This is a genomic window from Achromobacter sp. JCM 18799 (assembly GCF_055395645.1).
In genome coordinates, this window is record NZ_AP043866.1 from 2,296,804 (window position 1) to 2,315,131 (window position 18,328).

The window sequence follows — 18,328 nt, forward strand, 5'->3', positions numbered from 1 at the left end:
CATAAAGGCAGGACGTGGAGTCGCGCCCGGCCGGCGGGTTACGCGCGCTGGCCGCCGGCGGCCCTGCGCGCTGCCCCCCCTCCTACAGCCAGCCGGACTTGCGGAAGCGCCAATACAGGACCGAACAGATCGACACGATGACGCCCAGCGTGATCGGATAGCCCCAGGGCGATTTCAGTTCGGGCATGAACTCGAAGTTCATGCCGTAGATGCCGGCAATGGCCGTGGGCACCGCCAGGATGGCGGCCCAGGACGCCAGCTTGCGCGTGGTGTCGTTCTGCGCGGCCTGGCCTATCATCAGGCTGGCTTCAAAGGCGAAGGCCAGGGATTCGCGCAACGAGTTGAAAAGCTCATCCACGCGCAGCACGCGGTCGGCGACCTCGCCGAAATACGGACGGGCATGCTCGTCCACCGCCGACATCTCGACCCGCGCCAGGCGGCGGCAGATCTCGGCCAGCGGCGACACCACGGTATGGATGCGCAGCAAGTCGCGGCGCTGCCGGTACAGCCTGCGGATGTCGGAGTCCTTGGCGCCGCGGATCAGCAGCTTCTGTTCGGCGCCCTCGACCACGGACTCGATCTTGCCGGCGGCCGCCACATAACGGTCCACCAGCCAGTCCAGCAGCTCGGAAGCCACATAGTCGCTGCCGCGCTTGAGCAGGTCGGGCGAGGCTTCCAGACGTTCGCGCAAGGGGCTATGGCCGGCGGTCGCGCCGCGCCGCACCGTGACCAGGAAGCCGTCGCCGATCAGGAACTGGGTCTCGCCGAAGATGGGGCGCTCGGCCTCGACCTCGACCGTGATGGCGACGATGAGGATCATGTTGCCGTAGTCGATGATCTTCGGCCGCCGGTGGGCTTCCAGCATTTCTTCCTGGTTCTTGTCGCAGGCGCCGAGTTCGCTGGCGACCTTGGCCAGCACTTCCGGGCGCGGATTGCGCAGGCCGATCCACAGCATGCCGTGGTCCTGGCTGACGTACTGGGCGACCTGGTCGATGGGAACCTCGCGCTCCCGCCGTCCGTTCACGTAGGCGATCGATGCGACGACCTCTCGTTTCGAGTCGTCGGCGGCCTGTTCTTCAGTAGACATAAACACCCTTGGTCAATGCGATCCCGACCGGACAGCTTGTGTATCGGCCGATGATAGCCCAGCCTACGAGAACAGGTTGCGCACCCGCTTGGCCACATCCACGCTGGGCGCCTGCGGCTCCTTGGGCGCTGCGCGCCCGGCGGGCAGATCCGGCAGCTTGGGCAAGTGATCGAACAGCGGCAGCATCGCATTGGTGATGTAGCGCGTGCGCGAACCGTAGACGTGCCGGTCGCCCATGCCGGTCTGCTGGTGCACGTAGAAGCGCTGCGGCACGATGAGCTGCAGCCGTTCCTTGGCGCGCGTCATCGCCACATACAGCAGGCGGCGCTCTTCCTCGATTTCCTCGGCCGTGCCGGTGCTCATGTCCGACGGGATGCAGCCGTCCACCACGTTCAGGACGTAGACCGCCTTCCATTCCTGGCCCTTGGCGGAATGGATGGTGGACAGGATCATGTAGTCCTCGTCGCGATGCGGCGCGCCGGACTCGTCGCTGGTGGCGTCCGGCGGATCCAGCGTCAGCTCGGTAAGAAAGCGTTCGCGCGTGCCGTAGCCCGCGGCGATGCGCACCAGCTGGTCCAGGTCCGCGCGGCGCACGCGCGCATCGTCGTACAGCCGTTCCAGTTGCGCGCCATACCAGCGCAGGGCCAGGTCCACGTCGGCGGGCCATTTCAGCGCGGGATCGCACAAGGCCGAATAGGTATCGGCGAAAGCGCCCCACTCTTCCTGCGCCGCCGCGCCCGGCTTGAATTCACGCAACGCGCGCAGCGGTTCGGCGGAGGCGGACATGGCGTCCATCAGCTTGCCGGCCGTGGCGGGTCCGATGCCCGGCAGCAACTGCGCCACGCGAAAGCCCGCCATGCGGCCGCGCGGATTCTCCGCCCAGCGCAATATCGACAACAGGTCCTTCACGTGCGCGGCCTCCAGGAAGCGCAGGCCGCCAAACTTCACGAAGGGAATGTTGCGCCGGGTCAGCTCCAGTTCCAGCGCGGCGCTGTGGCTGGCGGTGCGGAACAGCGCCGCCTGCGACTTGAGCGTGGCCCCGCCCTCGCGCTGCGCCAGCACCTGGTCGGCCACCCAGCGCGCCTGGCCGGCTTCGTCGCTGACCGTCACCAGTTCAGGCAACTGGGACGACTGGCGGTCGGTCCACAGGTCCTTGGCGTAGCGCTCCGTGGCCAGGCCGATCACGGCATTGGAGGCGTTCAGGATGGGTTGGGTCGAACGGTAGTTGCGGTCCAGCGTGATGACCCGGGCCGGATTGGGAAACTGGTTCGGAAAATCCAGAATGTTGCGCACCGTGGCCGCGCGGAACGAATAGATGGATTGGGCATCGTCGCCCACCACCGTCAAACCGCGGCCGTCGGGTTTCATCGCCAGCAGGATGGCGGACTGCAGACGGTTGGTGTCCTGGTATTCGTCCACCAGCACGTGGTCGAAGCGCGCCCCCACGTCGGCCGCGATGCCGGGATCGCCCATCATCTCGGCCCAGTACAGCAGCAGGTCGTCGTAGTCCAGCACCTGCTGGTCCTGCTTGGCCGCGACGTAGGCGCGGAACAGGTTCTTGAGTTCGTCTTCCCATTGGGCGCACCAGGGGAAGGAGGTCTTCAGCACGTCGGCCACCGGCGTCTGGCTGTTGACCACGCGCGAATAGATGGCCAGGCAGGTGCCCTTGAGCGGAAAGCGCGACTTGGTGGACGACAGGCCCAGCTCGTGGCGCACCATGCCCATCAGGTCCTCGGCGTCGCCGCGGTCATGGATGGTGAAGGCTTCGGACAGGCCGATGCGTTGCGCGCAATCGCGCAGCAGGCGCGCGCCGATGGCGTGGAAGGTGCCGGCCCAGGGCAGCGACGGCGCCTGCTGCGTGGCGCGCAGCCGCATCACCCGCTGCAGCACCGAGCCCACGCGCCGCTCCATTTCCAGCGCCGCGCGGCGCGAGAAGGTCAACAGCAGCATGCGCTGGGGATCGGCGCCGTTCAGGATCAGGTGCGCGACCCGGTGGGCCAGCGTATTGGTCTTGCCCGAGCCGGCCCCGGCGATCACCAGCAGGGGACCGTCGTCCCCCGGCGCGCCGGCCACGCCAAACTCGGCGGCCTCGCGTTGGGCGGGATTGAGATCGGCCAGGGGATCGGGACGTTCGGCGGACGGGTTGGACGTATCGGTTTGGTCGGACATGGGACGGGGCCGCAGCATGGCGGCCGCTGAAAACGGCGAGCCCGGACATTGCCGGGCCACGAATGAACACTGTATATTTATACAGAATTTTTTCGATAAAGTCTGATTTGCCTGTGGCCATGCGCCTCTTGAGCGGCACCGCCTCCTGGACCGACCCCACCCTGCTGGCCTGCGGCCGCTTCTACCCGCCCGAGGTCCGCAGCGCCGAAGCGCGGCTGCGCTTCTATGCCTCGCGCTTTCCCATGGCGGAGGTCGATTCCAGCTATTACGCCATGCCCACGGCCGAAAACGCCTACTTGTGGGCGCAGCGCACGCCGGACGATTTCGTCTTCAACATCAAGGCCTTCCGGCTGTTCACCGGCCATCAGACGCCGCTGTCCGCACTGCCCGCGGACATCCGGCGCGAACTCCCTGACTGGCCGGAACCCGTCATCTACCACGACCGCATGCCCGCCGACCTGCGCGACGAACTCTGGCGCCGCTACCAGCTTGCGCTGGAGCCCTTGCGCATGGCCGGCAAGCTGGGCGCGGTGCATTTCCAGTTTCCGCCCTGGATCCGGCGCGATGCGCGCGGCCGGGCGCGGGTGGCCGACTGCGCGCGCCGCATGGAAGAACACCTGGTGTCGGTGGAATTCCGCCACCGCAGCTGGTTCGATTCGCCCGCCGCCACCGCGGACACCCTGGCCTTCGAACGCGATCTCGGGGTGGTCCATACGGTGGTCGACAGTCCGCAAGGGTTCGACAACACCGTCCCCGCGGTCTGGGAATGCACCCATCCGGAACTGACGCTGCTGCGCCTGCATGGGCGCAACACGGCCACCTGGAACGTGTCCGGCGCAGCGTCCTCGGGCCGCTTCCAATACGAATACTCGGAACAGGAACTGGCCGAGCTGGCCGAGCGCTTCTCACGCCTGGCGGCGCAAAGCGCCCAGGCGCACGCGGTGTTCAACACCAACTTCGAAGACCAGGGCATGCGCAACGCCGCGGCCTTCGCGGCAGCGCTAGCGCCCGCCTGACGCGGCCACGGGCTGCGCCGCGGCGGACGCGCGCGCCACTTCGTTCAGACTGTCCAGCAACACCTCGAACTTGCGCGCGATGTCATGCTCGGGCACGCAGGCGTAGCCCAGCAGCAGGCCAGGCCGGCGGCCTTCGTCGTTGACGTAGTAGCGCGACAGCGCGCGCGTCAGCACGCCCTTGCTGCGCGCCACATCCACCACGCGCAGGTCGTCCATGTCCTGCGGCAGCGTCAGCACCAGGTGCAGCCCCGCCATGCTGGCGTCGCGATGCAGCCAATCCGGCCCCAGCCTGCGTTCGATCAGATTGACCAGCATGGCGCGGCGGCGTCCGTACAGCATGCGCATGCGGCGGATGTGGGCGGCGTAGTGGCCTTCCGAGATGAACGTGGCCAGGGCCGCGTGCGTCATCAGGTGGCCTTCGCGGTAGAGCTCCGCGTGCGCCGCCTGGAACGCGGCGGTCAAGGTCTTGGGCAGCACCAGATAGCCCACGCGCAGGCCCGGATACAAGGTCTTGCTGAAGGTGCCCATATAGATCACGGGCGCGTCCGGTTCCAGCCCCAGCAGCGAAGCGATGGGCCGGCCGGAGAAGCGGAATTCGCTGTCGTAGTCGTCTTCGATGATCCAGCTGCCGCTTTGCCGCGCCACCGCCAGCAGCTGGCGCCGGCGCGTCAGCGACATGACCGGCCCCAGCGGATACTGGTGCGAGGGCGTGACGAAGATGAAGCGCGGCGGCGTGCCAACGGTTTCCGGCAGGCGCATGCCTTCCTCGTCCACCGGCAGATGCACGGTGTGCAGGCCGTTGGCCTGCAGGATGGTGCGCGCCCCCCAGTAGCCCGGATCCTCGACCCAGGCGGTCTCGCCGGCCTCGCCCAGGATGCGGGTGGTCAGGTCGATGGCCTGATGCGAACCTTCGGTGATGATGATCTGCTCGGGATCGCAATCGATCGAGCGGGTCAGCGCCAGATGCTGGGCCAGCGCCTCGCGCAGGGCCGGCAGCCCGCCGCCGTAGGCGTAGGTCAGCAGGTCGGGCGAGGGATTGCGCCACAAGGCGCTGAAGATGCGGCCGAACTTCTTGTGCGGGAATTCGGTCAGGTCGGGCACGCCGGGCATGAAGGCGCCCCACTGGTAGGGCGAGGCCGAGACGCCATCGACGATGGCGGCGCCACGCGGCGACAGCGCCGGGCGCGGCTGCGCGGGCGGCGGCTGGCGCTTGCGCCGGCCGCTGGCCAGGTAGGAATCCGGCACCGAGGCGTTGACGAAGGTGCCGTTGCCCTGGCGGCTGCGGGTGTAGCCTTCAGCCAGCAGCTGGCTGTAGACGTGAACCACCGTGTTGCGGGCGATGCCGAGCTCGGCCGCCAGGTCGCGCGACGCGGGCAGGCGCGAGTCCGCGGCAATGGCTCCATCCAGGATGGCTTCACGGATGCCGCGGTACAGCCGCTTGTTCATGGGCTCGCTGGAGCCGTCCGCCAGCCGCAGCTGCAGCAAGTCACCGACTATGGACCGCAATTGGTTCTACCCGATTTATAAAAGTGGTTCCCACAAATGGGGCCATCGTAGCATTAAATAAGGTTTTCCCGCCCATCATGCTCTCCGAGGCTGAGATGAAGAATCAGGACCTGAATACCCGCCGTTCCCTGGCCACGCCGCGTGGCGTCGGCGTCATGTGCGACTTCTACGCGGTGCGCGCCGAAAACGCCACCCTGTGGGACGCCAATGGCAAGGAATACATCGATTTCGCAGGCGGCATCGCCGTCCTGAACACGGGCCACCTGCACCCGAAGATCAAGGCCGCGGTCGCCGCGCAGCTGGACAACTTCACGCACACGGCCTACCAGATCGTGCCGTACGAAGGCTATGTCTCGCTGGCCGAGCGCATCAACCGCCTCGCCCCCATCGACGGCCTGAAGAAGAGCGCCTTCTTCACCACCGGCGTCGAAGCCGTCGAAAACGCCGTCAAGATCGCGCGCTCGGCCACCGGCCGCTCGGGCGTCATCGCCTTCTCGGGCTCGTTCCATGGCCGCACCATGCTGGGCATGGCGCTGACCGGCAAGGTCGCCCCGTACAAGCTGTCGTTCGGCCCGATGCCGGGCGACATTTATCACGTGCCCTTCCCCAACGCCACCCAGTCCATCACCGTGGCGGACTCGCTCAAGGGGCTGGACCTGCTGTTCAAGTGCGACATCGATCCCAAGCGCGTCGCGGCCATCATCCTCGAACCTGTCCAGGGCGAAGGCGGCTTCAACATCACCCCGCCTGAACTGATGACGGCGCTGCGCAAGGTCTGCGACGAGCACGGCATCCTGCTGATCGCCGACGAAGTCCAGACCGGCTTCGGCCGCACCGGCAAGCTGTTCGCCATGGAACACCACTCGGTCCAGGCCGACCTGATCACCATGGCCAAGAGCCTGGGCGGCGGCTTCCCGATCTCGGGCGTGGTCGGCCGCGCCGACGTCATGGACGCCCCCGCCGCCGGCGGCCTGGGCGGCACCTATGCCGGCAACCCGCTGGCGGTCGCCGCGGCGCATGCCGTGCTGGACGTGATCGCCGAGGAAAAGCTGTGCGAACGCGCCGTCGCCCTGGGCGACAAGCTGCGCGCGCATCTGGAAGGCCTGCGCGCCAAGGTGCCGGGCATCGCCGACGTGCGCGGCCTGGGCTCCATGGTCGCCCTGGAACTGAACGATCCCGCCACCGGCAAGCCGGACGCCGAAGCGGTCAAGCGCGTGCAAGCCCGCGCCATCGAAAAGGGTCTGATTTTGCTAAGCTGCGGTGTGTACGGCAACGTCCTGCGCTTCCTGTACCCCTTGACCATCCCCGACGCCCAGTTCGATCGCGCACTGGCCATCCTGTCCGAGGCGCTCGCCGCCTGACGCACAGGACCTGAACTACCGGTATTCCGGCGGGCAGGCACAAGTTTTGCGGGCGTAGCGGATCAGCCGCCACGCCCGCAAGCCGTTTCCTGGCCCACCGCATCCCTTCAAGGAGACTCCAATAATGACCGCACTGACCCATCCCCTGGCGCGCCCCGATCTGCTGCGCGACGCCTGCTACATCGACGGCAAGTGGGTAGCCGCCGGCAACGGCCCGTCCATCCCCGTGGACAATCCCTCCACCGGCAAGACCATCGTGTCGGTGCCCAAGCTGGGCCGCAAGGAAGCCGAACAGGCCATCGCCAGCGCCGAGGCCGCCCTGCCCGCCTGGAGCGCCAAGACCGGCAAGGAACGCGCCGCCATCCTGCTGAAGTGGGCCCAGCTCATGATGCAGAACCAGCAGGACCTGGCCGCCATCATGACGTCCGAGCAGGGCAAGCCCGTGACCGAAGCCGCCGGCGAAATCGCCTACGCCGCCTCGTTCCTGGAGTGGTTCGGCGAAGAAGCCAAGCGCATCGACGGCGACATCCTGCAAAGCCCCAAGGCCGGCCAGCGCCTGATGGCGCTCAAGCAGCCCATCGGCGTCACCGCCGCGATCACGCCGTGGAACTTCCCCGCCGCCATGATCACCCGCAAGGTCGGCCCGGCCCTGGCCGCCGGCTGCACCATGGTGGTCAAGCCCGCCCAGCAGACCCCGCTGACCGCGCTGGCGCTGGCCGTGCTGGCTGAAGAAGCCGGCGTGCCCGCGGGCGTGTTCCACGTCATAACCGGCAGCTCGCGCGAAATCGGCGCGGCCCTGTGCGAAAGCGACGTGGTGCGCAAGCTGAGCTTCACCGGCTCCACCGAAGTCGGCCGCACGCTGATGGAGCAATGCGCGCCCACCATCAAGAAGCTGTCGCTGGAACTGGGCGGCAATGCGCCCTTCATCGTGTTCGACGACGCTGACCTGGACCGCGCGGTCGACGGCATCCTGGCTTCCAAGTACCGCAATGCGGGCCAGACCTGCGTCTGCGCCAACCGCATCTACGTGCAGGCCGGCGTGTACGAAGAAATCGCCAAGCGCCTGGTCGCCAAGGTCGAGGCCATGAAGGTCGGCGACGGCTTCGCCGACGGCGTGACCCAGGGTCCGCTGATCGACAGCAGCGCCGTGGAAAAGGTGCAGGAGCACATCGCCGACGCCACCGCGCACGGCGCCAAGGTGATCGCCGGCGGCAAGCCCCACGCGCTGGGCGGCACCTTCTTCGAACCGACCGTGGTGCGCGACGTGACCCAGTCCATGCGCTTCGCGACCGAGGAAACCTTCGGCCCGGTGGCCCCGCTGTTCCGCTTCGAAACCGAAGCGGAAGTCATCGGCATGGCCAACGACACCATCTTCGGCCTGGCCGCCTACTTCTTCACCCGCGACTACGCCCGCATCTGGCGCGTGTCCGAGGCCCTGGAGTACGGCATCGTCGGCATCAACACCGGCATCATCTCCAATGAAGTCGGTCCGTTCGGCGGCGTCAAGCAATCCGGCCTGGGCCGCGAAGGCTCGAAGTACGGCATCGAAGAGTACCTGGAAATCAAGTACCTCTGCGTGGACCTGGGCGCCTGACGGCCCCTGGCGCACTGCGGCCCCCGCCGGTTTCTGCCGGCGGGGGCCGCTTGCATTTGCCCGGCGTGCTGGCGGGAGTCCGATATGTTGCATCGCGGCCTGCGCCGGGCATGGTAGATTTGCGCGTTCCCTGACCGAACGAGTCCGTATGAGCAGAACCTTCACCCGCGAGGACACCCGCCGGCTTGCCGCTATCCTGGCCGAAACCGCGCAGACGGAAGTCATGCCGCGCTTTCGCAATCTGCCGGAAGGCGCGGTGCGCGGCAAAAGCTCCGCCCGCGACCTGGTGACCGACGCGGACGAAGCCGCCGAGCGCCTGATCGCCGCGCGCCTGGCCAAACTGCATCCGGGCGCCGTGCTGATCGGCGAAGAAGCCTCGGCCCGCAATCCCGCGCTGCTGAACATGCTGGTCGACGCCGACCTGGCCTTCCTGATCGACCCCATCGACGGCACCCGCAACTACGTCGCGGGCCTGCCTCTCTTCGGCATGATGATCGCCGCCTGCCATCGCGGCGACGTGATCGCGGGCGTCATCTACGACCCGGTCAGCCGCGACAGCGCCCTCGCCGTGCGCGGTGAAGGCGCCTGGATGGAATATGAAAACGGCAAGCAGGCCCAGCTCGCGGTGGCCAGCCCCGCGCCGCCCGAAGACATGGACGGCCTGATCTCGACCGGCGCCCTGCCCGAGCCGATGCGCACCACCGTCAACAGCAACCTGTCGCGCCTGGGCAGCACCGCCTCGCTGCGTTGCGCCGCGCATGAGTACCGCATGCTGGCCGCCGGGCACTGCCACATCGCGTTCTACAACCAGTTGACGGCCTGGGACCACGCTGCCGGTTGGCTGCTGCACCGCGAGGCCGGCGGCTACGCGGCCCACTTCGACGGTTCGCCCTACAAGCCCACGCATCGCACCGGCGGCCTGCTGTATGCGCCGGATGCCGGCAGCTGGCACGCGGCCCGCAAGGCGCTAATGGGGGACATGGCGGACGCCGCCGAGACTTGACAAACGCTGCCCGAAAAAGGTCGAAAACTCGGGGTTATCCCTAGGAGTTATCCCCAGTTCCTGTGGACAACCCTATGGAAAGGTCTGTAACAGCGGAAAAAAACCTTTGCAGGGCAAGCACTTGCTTAGACCGGTCAAAAACCGGCCGGCCCTAGGGCGTATTACAGCGCGTCCAGCGCCACGGCGCAGGGCAGTTCCACTTTCAGGGTCAGCATGCTGTCGGCGCGGGTGCGCCCCAGGTTGATGGCAGCTATCGGCATGCCGTTGCGCGACGCGGCGCTGACGAAGCGGTAGCCGGAATACACCATCAACGATGACCCCACCACCAGCACCGCGTCCGCGTTCATGAGGCCGGCGTTGGCGTGGTCCACGCGCTCGCGCGGCACGGTTTCACCAAAAAAAACCACGTCCGGTTTGACGATGCCGCGACAGCGCGGACAGGGCGGGACCTGAAATTGCGCGAAGTCCTCGCCTTCCAGGTCGGCGTCGCCGTCAGGCGCGTCCGAGGCTTCCAGCAGCGTCCATTCCGGATTGCCGTCCTGCAGCGCCTCTTGCCAGGCCTGGCGGCCGCCGCGCCAATCGCAGGCCATGCAACGCACCTCGTCCAGCCGGCCGTGCAGGTCCACGACGTCGCGGCTGCCGGCGGCCTCGTGCAGGCCATCGACGTTCTGCGTCACCAGCACCGAAACGCGGCCGCGCGATTCCAGCCGCGCCAGCGCCCGGTGCGAGGCATTGGGCTGCACCTGACCGAAACGGCGCCAGCCCACCATGCTGCGCGCCCAATAGCGCGCCCGCGCCAGTTCGCCGCCCATGAAGGTCTGCAGCGTCATGGGCGGCTTGCGCTTCCATTCGCCTTCGGTGTCACGGTAGTCGGGGATGCCGGAGTCGGTGCTGACGCCCGCTCCCGTCAGCACGAACAGCCGCGGGTGGCGGTCGACAAAGCCGCGCAGCGCGGCCAGATCAGAGACTCGAGTGTCCATCCAGGCTCCTCAGGGCCGGCCGCTGCGCGAGGAGGGCAGCGGCCTCAAGCTGCTCACCCGCCCAGGCCGCAGTCGGGCATGTCGCTGACCAGGCTGGCCTGGGTCACGTTGCTGCCCGGCGGCACGCTGCGGGTCAGCCAGACGTTGCCGCCGATGGTCGAACCCTTGCCGATGGTGACGCGGCCGAGAATCGTCGCGCCAGCGTAGATCACCACGTCGTCCTCGATCAAGGGGTGGCGCGCCAGGCCCTTCTTGAGTTCGCCGTTTTCGCCGGGCGGGAAGCGCTTGGCGCCCAGCGTGACCATTTGATAGAGGCGCACGCGGTCGCCGATGATGGCGGTCTCGCCGATCACGACGCCGGTGCCGTGGTCGATGAAGAAGCTGCGGCCGATGGTGGCGCCCGGGTGGATGTCGATGCCCGTATCCGCATGCGCGATTTCCGCCACGATGCGCGCCAGCATCGGCGCGCCCAGGCGATACAGCACATTGGCCAGACGGTGGTGGATCATCGCCGCCACGCCCGGATAGCACAGCAGGACCTCGTCCACGTTGTGCGCGGCCGGGTCGCCCTGATAGGCCGCGGTCACGTCCAGGTCCAGCGCGGCGCGCACGCGCGGCAGCTCGGCGCCGAACTGGCGCACGATCTCGATGGCGCGCTGGCGCGCATCCGCGGGCCCGGTCTGTTCGGGCCGGCCCACGTACTGCAGTTCCAGACAGACCTGGTGCAGCAGCGCGTCGAGCGCCGCGCCGATGGTGTGGCCGACGTAAAAGTCCTCGACCTCCTCGCGCAGGTCGATCGGACCCAGGCGCATCGGGAACAAGGCGCCACAGAGGTCCTTGACGATCTGGCGCAGGCTTTCCTGCGACGGGAATTCGCGCAGGCCGGCGTCTTCGCGCAGGCGGCCGCGGGGACCGCGCCAGGCCACGCGCGCTTCGCGCAGGCCCGAGACGATGCTATCCAGGTTCCAGTGGGCCGGCGCGCTGTAGGTCGGCCCGCTCATGACTGCGGCTCCTGCAGGAAGCCGGTAGAGGGATTGAATTCAAACATGGGTGCGCCTCGTTGACGGTGCACGGCCGCGGCGGCCAGGCCGCCGGGCAATGCTGCTTCGCAATATTTCCGTCAACTGTAACCGCTCGCGCCGGTTTCGCGGAATCCATCCGATACGGCGCAGGGGTTATGTCCCTGTGTCCTGTTCGTAGCCCTGTGGGTTGCCCTGCTGCCAGCGCCAGCCATCCGCGCACATCGCGTCCACGTCATGCGTGCTGCGCCAGCCGAACAAAGATGCCGCCAGCGCAGGATCGGTCCACATTTTCTCGACGTCGCCGGGACGCCTGGCTTGCGGGCGCACGGGAATCCGGCAGCCGTTGACCCGCTCGAACGCATGCACCAGCTCCAGCACGCTGGTGCCCTGCCCCGTGCCCAGATTGATCGCCACGAACCCGGGATGGCGCTCCGAATAGGCCAGCGCCTGCACATGCCCCTGCGCCAGGTCCATCACGTGCAGGTAGTCGCGCACGCCCGTGCCGTCGGCCGTCTCGTAATCGTCGCCGAACACCCGCAGGAACGGCTGGCGCCCCACCGCCACCTGGGTGATGTAGGGGAACAGATTGTTCGGAATGTCGCGCGGACTTTCCCCGATCTGGCCGCTCGGATGCGCCCCGATGGGATTGAAGTAGCGCAACGTCACCGCGCTGAACGCGGGATCGGCCGCGCAAACGTCACGCAGCGCTTCCTCCACCATCAGCTTGGTGCGGCCGTAGGGGTTGGTCGGCGCCAGCGGATGCGCCTCGGTGAGCGGCAGGAAGTGGGGCTCGCCGTAGACAGTGGCCGAAGAACTGAACACCATGCGCGCCACGCCCGCCTCGCGCATGGCGCGCAATAGCGTCACGGAGCCGCCGACGTTGTTGTCGTAGTACTTGAGCGGATCGGCCACCGACTCGCCCACCGCCTTGCTGCCGGCCAGATGCAGCACCGCCTGCACCGGCGCGCCGCGCGCCGCCGATTCGGCCAGCACCGATTCGACCAGGCCGGGGCTGCGGATGTCCCCTTCCACCAGCGGGATCTCCACGCCGCACAGGCGCTCGACGCGGCGCACGGCCTCGCGGCTGCCGTTGCTGAAGTTATCCAGCACCAGCGGCCGCTGGCCCGCCGCCAGCATCGCCACCAGCGTGTGCGTGCCGATGTAGCCCGCGCCGCCCGTCACCAATACATGCATGTCCTGCATGGTCTCCCTCACAGATGCGCCGCCACGCCCGGCACCCAGGCATGGCGCGGCCGCGGCGCCTGCGCATGGCTGCGGTAGCGGTCGATCCAGTACGAGGTGGACGCGTCATGGCCCCAGTCCACCACGCCGGCCGACACCGGCACCGCCAGCTCCCGCTCGATGCCGGTGGCCAGGCGCTTGCCCAGCTCCACGCCCCACTGGTCGAAGGGATTGATGCCCCAGACCACGCTCTGCACGAATACCTTGTGCTCGTACAGCGCCAGCAGCGCGCCCAGGCCGCGCGGATCCAGCTGGCGCAGCACGATCAGGGTCGAAGGCCGCCCGCCCGGATGCACCATGTGCTGCGCCAGGCTCAGCGCGCGCTCCTGGTCGTCGATGTACGCCACATCCATCAGCGCCTGCTCCAGGCACTTGCCGCGCAGCAGCGCCTGGCGCTGCGCCAGGCAGTTGGCCAACAGCATGCGGTGCGCATCCGGACTGTCCGCGTGGCCTTGCAGGCTGGCGATGAAGTCCACCGGCGCGCCCTCTTCGCTCTGATGCAGCCATTGGAAGAAGGTGTGCTGCCCGTCGGTGCCAGGCATGCCCCAGATGATGGGAGCCGTCGGCACCCCGACCGCCGCGCCATCGCCCGCGACCCGTTTGCCCAGCGACTCCATTTCCAGCTGCTGCAGATAGGTGACCAGGTGCAGCAGCCGCGCGCTATAGGCCGCGATGTTCAGCGAGTTCTGGCCCAGCACGCTGCAGTTGACCAGGCCCGCCAGCGCGAGCTGGATGGGCGCGTTCGACGCGAACGGCGCCTGCTGGAAATGCTGGTCCATGGCTTCGGCGCCCGCCCGCATGCCGATCAGCACGTCAGCGCCCACCGTCAGCGCGATCGACAGGCCGGCCACCGACCAGACCGAATAGCGCCCGCCGACCCAGTCGCACATCTTGAATATCTGGCTGGACGGCACACCCAGCGCGCGCGCCGCCGACACGTTGGCGGTGACAGCGGCCAGGTGCTCGGACACGTCGGCCACGCCGCCCTGCTTGAGCCAGGCGATGGCCGCGCGCGCGTTGTGCAGCGTCTCGGCGGTGGTGAAGGACTTGGAAGACACCACTACCAGGCAGCGGCGCGGATCCAGCCCGGCCACCGCATCATGGAACGCGTGTCCGTCGATGTTGGACACGAAGCGGATCTGCCGGCGCTGCTGCGCCCCGCCAAACGCCTGGACCGCCAGGCGCGGCCCCCAATCGCTGCCGCCGATGCCGATATGCAGCACCGTGTTGAAGTCGGCCGTCTGGTCCACCCGGCGCACGAAGTCCGTCATGCGCGAATGCTCGCAGACGGAGTCCGCATCCTGGCCGTCGGGCTGTTCCCGCGTGCGCCCGGCGCGCAGCGCCGTATGCCATGCCGGCTTGCCTTCGGTCCAGTTGACCGCTTCGCCCGCGAACAAAGCCTGGCGCGCATCCGCCACGCCACGCGCCTGCAGCAGCGACATGGCCGCGGCTTCCAGCGCCGGCGACTGCCGCTGCATGCTCAGGTCCACGCACAGACCCGCCGCCTCGATGACCTTCAGCGCCGCGCCGTCCAATTCCGCGCCGTGCGCGGCCTGCGCGAACGCCTGCCACTCCGGGCTGTCCGCCAGGCCCGAATTCGCCCTTAGCGCCTCAACCGCATACTTGGCCTTTCCCATCGCGTGATGCTCCTTAAAACGGTAAACGAACATGAGGGGCAATGCGTCGGAACGCGTTGCGGAAATCCTCCTCGATACGGGCCAATGCGGCCACCGTGTCCCCTTCGAAACGCAATACCACCGTCGGCGTGGTGTTGGACGGACGCGCCAGGCCGAAGCCGTCGGCGTAGTCCACCCGGATGCCGTCCAGGTCGTTGATGGACTGCGCGCCGGGAAACTGTCCCTGCGCGCGCAGCGCTTCCACCAGGTCGAACTGCTCGCCTTCGGCGGTTTCCAGCTTGATTTCGGGTGTGGCGCAGGACTGCGGCAGGCTTTCCAGCAGGGCCGAGGGGTCCGGCGCGCCGGACAGAATCTCCAGCAGCCGGGCGGCGGCGTAGATGCCGTCGTCAAAGCCGTACCAGCGCTCCTTGAAAAAAATGTGGCCGCTCATCTCGCCAGCCAGCAACGCGCCGGTTTCGCGCATCTTGGCCTTGATCAGCGAGTGCCCCGTCTTCCACATGGTGGCCTTGCCGCCCGCCTCGGTAATGGCGCGCGCCACGTGGCGGCTGCACTTGACGTCATAGAGGATCTCGGCGCCCGGATTGCGCGACAGCACGTCGCGCGCGAACAGGATCAGCTGGCGATCGGGCCAGATGATCTGCCCCGTCTTGGTCACCACGCCGAGCCGGTCGCCGTCGCCGTCGAACGCCAGGCCGACCTCGCAGTCGGAGTAGCGCAGGCAATAGATCAGATCCTGCAGGTTCTGCGGATCGGCAGGATCCGGGTGATGGCCCGGGAACGAACCGTCGACCTCGCAGAACAGCTCGACCACTTCGCAGCCCAGGGCGCGGAACAGCGCCGGCGCCGCGGCGCCGGCCACGCCATTGCCGCAATCGATCGCAATCTTCATCGGACGCGCCATGCGGATGTCGCCCATCAGGCGCGCGGTGTAGCACGGCATGATCTGCATTTGCGTGCGCCCGCCCGATGCGCTGGCCGACTCTATCGGCAAGCGCATCGCATCGCGCAGCGCGGTGATGCCCTCGCCATACAGCGAGGCGCCGTCCAGCACGATCTTGAAGCCGTTGTGCGCGGGCGGGTTGTGGCTGCCCGTGACCGCGATGCCCGCGCCCGTGTCCATCAGGCGCGTCGCAAAGTACACCATCGGCGTGGTCGCCATGCCGATGTCGATGACGTGCATGCCCGCCGAGCGCAGGCCCGCCTGCAAGGCGGCCGCCAGCTCGACGCTGCTCAGCCTGCCATCCCTCCCCACCACGATGGACCGCGCCCCCTGTTCGCGGGCCTGGGTTCCCGCCGCCATCCCCAGGCTGTGCGCGAACCTCGCATCGATTTCATCCGGCACCGTGCCGCGTATGTCGTAAGCCTTGAAAACCGCATCCAGAATTTGCGGCGTGTCCCAGCCAAAAGTTCCGTGCATGCCAGTTTCTCCGGGTGGCGTTATTTAGGGCCGTTCTGTTTGAAATCGCCGTAATACGCCGCACGGGAGTAGCGGTAACTGCCGTACTTGGACCGGAAGCCGAAGCGTTCCGGCATGAGCTTGAGACCGTTGAAGAGCACGCCGTCCACCGGTGCGCCCGCCTGGATCAGGCGCTTGGCCGTCTCGCGGATTTCGCCCACGGTGTTCATGCCCGAGCGCACCACCACCATCACTGCGGCCGCATGCGTGCCGACCACGGCGGCGTCCGGAGACGACAGCACGGGCGCCGTGTCCAGGATCACCATGTCGTACTGCGAGGCCAGTTCACGCAGGGTTTCGCCGAACACCGGCGACGCCAGCAGCTCCGACGGGTCGAAGGTCACCGCGCCGGTAGCGATGAAGTCCACGCCCTCGGACACGCTGTGCTTGCGGACCTGGGTCAGCGGTATCGTGCCCGACAGCACTTCGAACAGGCCGTCCTCCTTGGGCACGCCGAAATAGCGGTTGAGCTGGCCCTTGCGGAAGTCAGCGTCGATCAGCAGCACGCGCTTGCCCACGCCGCCCTGGATGAAAGCGAAGTTGGCCGACAGGAAGGACTTCCCCACGCCTGCCACCGGCCCGGTGAACATGACCATGTTGTTGGCCGACTGGCGCAGCGACGCCTGCAACACGTTGCGGAACGACCTCAGGCTTTCGATGGGCGGCGCGTTGCCCTGGCTCTGGGCCAGCAGCGCCGGCACGCTGGCGTTCTTGCGCCGGCTGCGCCGCCACAGCTTGTCCTGCATGTCGCTGTACGGAATGGCGGCCAACACGGGCAGGCCGGTATGGCGTTCGACGTCGTCGGGTTCGGACAGGCCGCCGAACAGCGCATTGCGCACGAACGCGCACAGCATGCCGAAGATCAGGCCGAAGGCGGTCGCCACGCCGATGATGATGGCGGCCTTGGGACGCACCGGCTTGTCCGGCTGCACCGCCGAATCCAGGATGCGCACGTTGCCCACCTTGCCGGCGCGGATCAGGCGCAGCTGCTGGGCGTTGTTGAGCAATGCCGTGTAGAGCTCGGTGTTGACGCGCACGTCGCGCACCAGGCGCACCACGTCCTGCTCCAGGTCGGGCAGTTGGCGGATGTTGTTGCCGATGCGGTTCACGTCCCCGGTCAGCCCGGCGATCTGGCGGTCCAGCGCCACGATGCTGGGGTGGGTCGGCGCGAAGCGGGTAATCATTTCCTGGCGCTTGGAGCGCAGTTCCATCACCTTGGTCTGCGCGTCCACCGATTGCGCCAGGATCAGCTTGGCTTCTTCGCTCAGGTCGATGGTGCCGCGCTTGTTGCGCAGCGAGTTGTACTTGGTCTCGGCGGCGTCCAACTCGCCCTTGAGCACCGGCAGCTGCTGTTCAAGGAATACCAGCGACTTCTCGGCCTGCGCCGACTTGCGGTTCACGTTCTGCTGCACGTATTCCTGGCCGATCTGGTTGAGCACGGCAGTCGTCAGCGCCGGATCATTGCCTTCCAGCGTGACGCCGATCACCCCCGATGTGCGGCCGCGCTCGAAAATGCCCAGGCGCGCCTGCACGTCCTCGATGGCCGCCAGGCGCGAACTGCGCGACACCGTGAACTCGGTGCCGGGGCGTCCCGTCAGCGCGTCGATATGCACGTCCATCGCGCCGCCCCCAGGCAGCCGGAAATGCTCGGGCTTGCCCACGGTGCCGTTGAAGGTGGCGCCCGTGAACTTGTCGCTCAACGTATAGCGCCCTTCGCCCAGCGTGGTCACGCGAAAGGGCTTGCCCAGCCATTCGTTGGGCACGTCCAGCTGCGAGATCGCGATGGCTTCGCCGCCCCATGCATAGCCGCCGCGCGGCAGGCTCGACGGGTACGGCAGGCTTTCGTAGCGCTGCGCCAGCCACTCGCCGATCACGGGGAAATAGCGCGGCTTGGCCTGGATGTACAGCAGGAACTTGTCGACGGCGGGTCCGACCACCATGCGCGAGCGCAGCACTTCCATTTCGCCCGAGGTCTCCGCCTTGGTATCGAACATGGAAGATACGTCGCCGAGCAGGCTGCGGCTCTGCCCCTGCGGCATTTCCTCTTCCACCTGCACGATGATGTCGGCCGAGTACACCTTGGGCGTGATCATCACATAGGTAAGCGCCCCCAGTAATGCAAGCAGAGTGATCGCGATGATCATCCACCGGTTGGAAAAGATGGCGTCCACATGGGACGACAACGGAGTTTCCTGCTGACGAGCCGGCACGGACGGCTCGAACGATTCGATGGGCAACGACATGCAGCTCTCCAA

General features: G+C 67.5%; 13 protein-coding genes. 4 read left to right on the forward strand and 9 right to left on the reverse strand.

What is annotated here, in order from left to right; translation table 11 throughout:
* Positions 1-82: 82 nt before the first annotated feature.
* Positions 83-1,087 (reverse strand): magnesium and cobalt transport protein CorA, encoded by a 1,005-nt coding sequence (locus ACZ5YA_RS10850; RefSeq protein WP_059372212.1) that lies wholly within the window; start codon positions 1,085-1,087, stop codon positions 83-85.
* A 63-nt stretch (positions 1,088-1,150) separates the two neighbouring features.
* On the reverse strand, positions 1,151-3,256 hold the full coding sequence (locus ACZ5YA_RS10855; protein WP_059372831.1) for an ATP-dependent helicase: 2,106 nt from the start codon (positions 3,254-3,256) through the stop codon (positions 1,151-1,153).
* Positions 3,257-3,375: 119 nt separating this feature from the next.
* Here ACZ5YA_RS10855 and ACZ5YA_RS10860 point away from each other — a divergent pair, with 119 nt between their 5' ends.
* A complete protein-coding gene (locus ACZ5YA_RS10860) occupies positions 3,376-4,272 on the forward strand; it encodes a DUF72 domain-containing protein (protein ID WP_306637460.1) in 897 nt (298 codons plus the stop codon).
* Here ACZ5YA_RS10860 and pdxR read toward each other — a convergent pair.
* Positions 4,258-5,778: a MocR-like pyridoxine biosynthesis transcription factor PdxR gene (gene pdxR, locus ACZ5YA_RS10865; RefSeq protein WP_353506935.1), complete on the reverse strand. Its 1,521-nt coding sequence runs from the start codon at positions 5,776-5,778 to the stop codon at positions 4,258-4,260. The two genes, ACZ5YA_RS10860 and pdxR, sit on opposite strands and share 15 nt — an antisense overlap.
* Before the next feature lie 95 nt (positions 5,779-5,873).
* Between pdxR and ACZ5YA_RS10870 the strand changes: the two genes are divergently transcribed.
* The 3 genes from ACZ5YA_RS10870 to ACZ5YA_RS10880 all read left to right on the forward strand — a co-directional run bounded on the left by ACZ5YA_RS10870 (position 5,874) and on the right by ACZ5YA_RS10880 (position 9,736).
* Positions 5,874-7,139 (forward strand): 4-aminobutyrate--2-oxoglutarate transaminase, encoded by a 1,266-nt coding sequence (locus tag ACZ5YA_RS10870; RefSeq protein WP_464092493.1) that lies wholly within the window; start codon positions 5,874-5,876, stop codon positions 7,137-7,139.
* Between the two features lie 124 nt (positions 7,140-7,263).
* Positions 7,264-8,733, forward strand: coding sequence for an NAD-dependent succinate-semialdehyde dehydrogenase (locus ACZ5YA_RS10875; protein WP_054453045.1), 1,470 nt, complete (start codon positions 7,264-7,266; stop codon positions 8,731-8,733).
* A 148-nt stretch (positions 8,734-8,881) separates the two neighbouring features.
* Complete coding sequence (locus tag ACZ5YA_RS10880; protein ID WP_059372208.1) at positions 8,882-9,736, forward strand: inositol monophosphatase family protein; 855 nt, start codon at positions 8,882-8,884, stop codon at positions 9,734-9,736.
* Positions 9,737-9,897: 161 nt separating this feature from the next.
* On the opposite strand, the gene ACZ5YA_RS10885 is transcribed toward ACZ5YA_RS10880, so the two are convergent.
* The 6 genes from ACZ5YA_RS10885 to ACZ5YA_RS10910 all read right to left on the reverse strand — a co-directional run bounded on the left by ACZ5YA_RS10885 (position 9,898) and on the right by ACZ5YA_RS10910 (position 18,316).
* Entirely contained in the window at positions 9,898-10,716 is an 819-nt protein-coding gene (locus ACZ5YA_RS10885; protein ID WP_118933837.1) for an NAD-dependent protein deacetylase, read from the reverse strand.
* A gap of 53 nt (positions 10,717-10,769) precedes the next feature.
* Positions 10,770-11,717 (reverse strand): serine O-acetyltransferase EpsC, encoded by a 948-nt coding sequence (gene epsC / locus ACZ5YA_RS10890; protein WP_059372204.1) that lies wholly within the window; start codon positions 11,715-11,717, stop codon positions 10,770-10,772.
* A 174-nt stretch (positions 11,718-11,891) separates the two neighbouring features.
* Positions 11,892-12,941, reverse strand: coding sequence for a UDP-glucose 4-epimerase GalE (gene galE, locus ACZ5YA_RS10895; protein WP_464092494.1), 1,050 nt, complete (start codon positions 12,939-12,941; stop codon positions 11,892-11,894).
* Positions 12,942-12,949: 8 nt separating this feature from the next.
* Positions 12,950-14,617, reverse strand: a complete 1,668-nt coding sequence (pgi, locus tag ACZ5YA_RS10900; RefSeq protein ID WP_464092495.1) for a glucose-6-phosphate isomerase — start codon at positions 14,615-14,617, stop codon at positions 12,950-12,952.
* A gap of 13 nt (positions 14,618-14,630) precedes the next feature.
* Positions 14,631-16,034 carry a phosphomannomutase/phosphoglucomutase gene (locus ACZ5YA_RS10905; protein ID WP_059372196.1) on the reverse strand — a complete coding sequence of 468 codons (1,404 nt, stop codon included), beginning with the start codon at positions 16,032-16,034 and terminating at the stop codon, positions 14,631-14,633.
* Positions 16,035-16,054: 20 nt separating this feature from the next.
* A complete protein-coding gene (locus ACZ5YA_RS10910) occupies positions 16,055-18,316 on the reverse strand; it encodes a GNVR domain-containing protein (RefSeq protein ID WP_059372194.1) in 2,262 nt (753 codons plus the stop codon).
* Positions 18,317-18,328 lie beyond the last annotated feature (12 nt).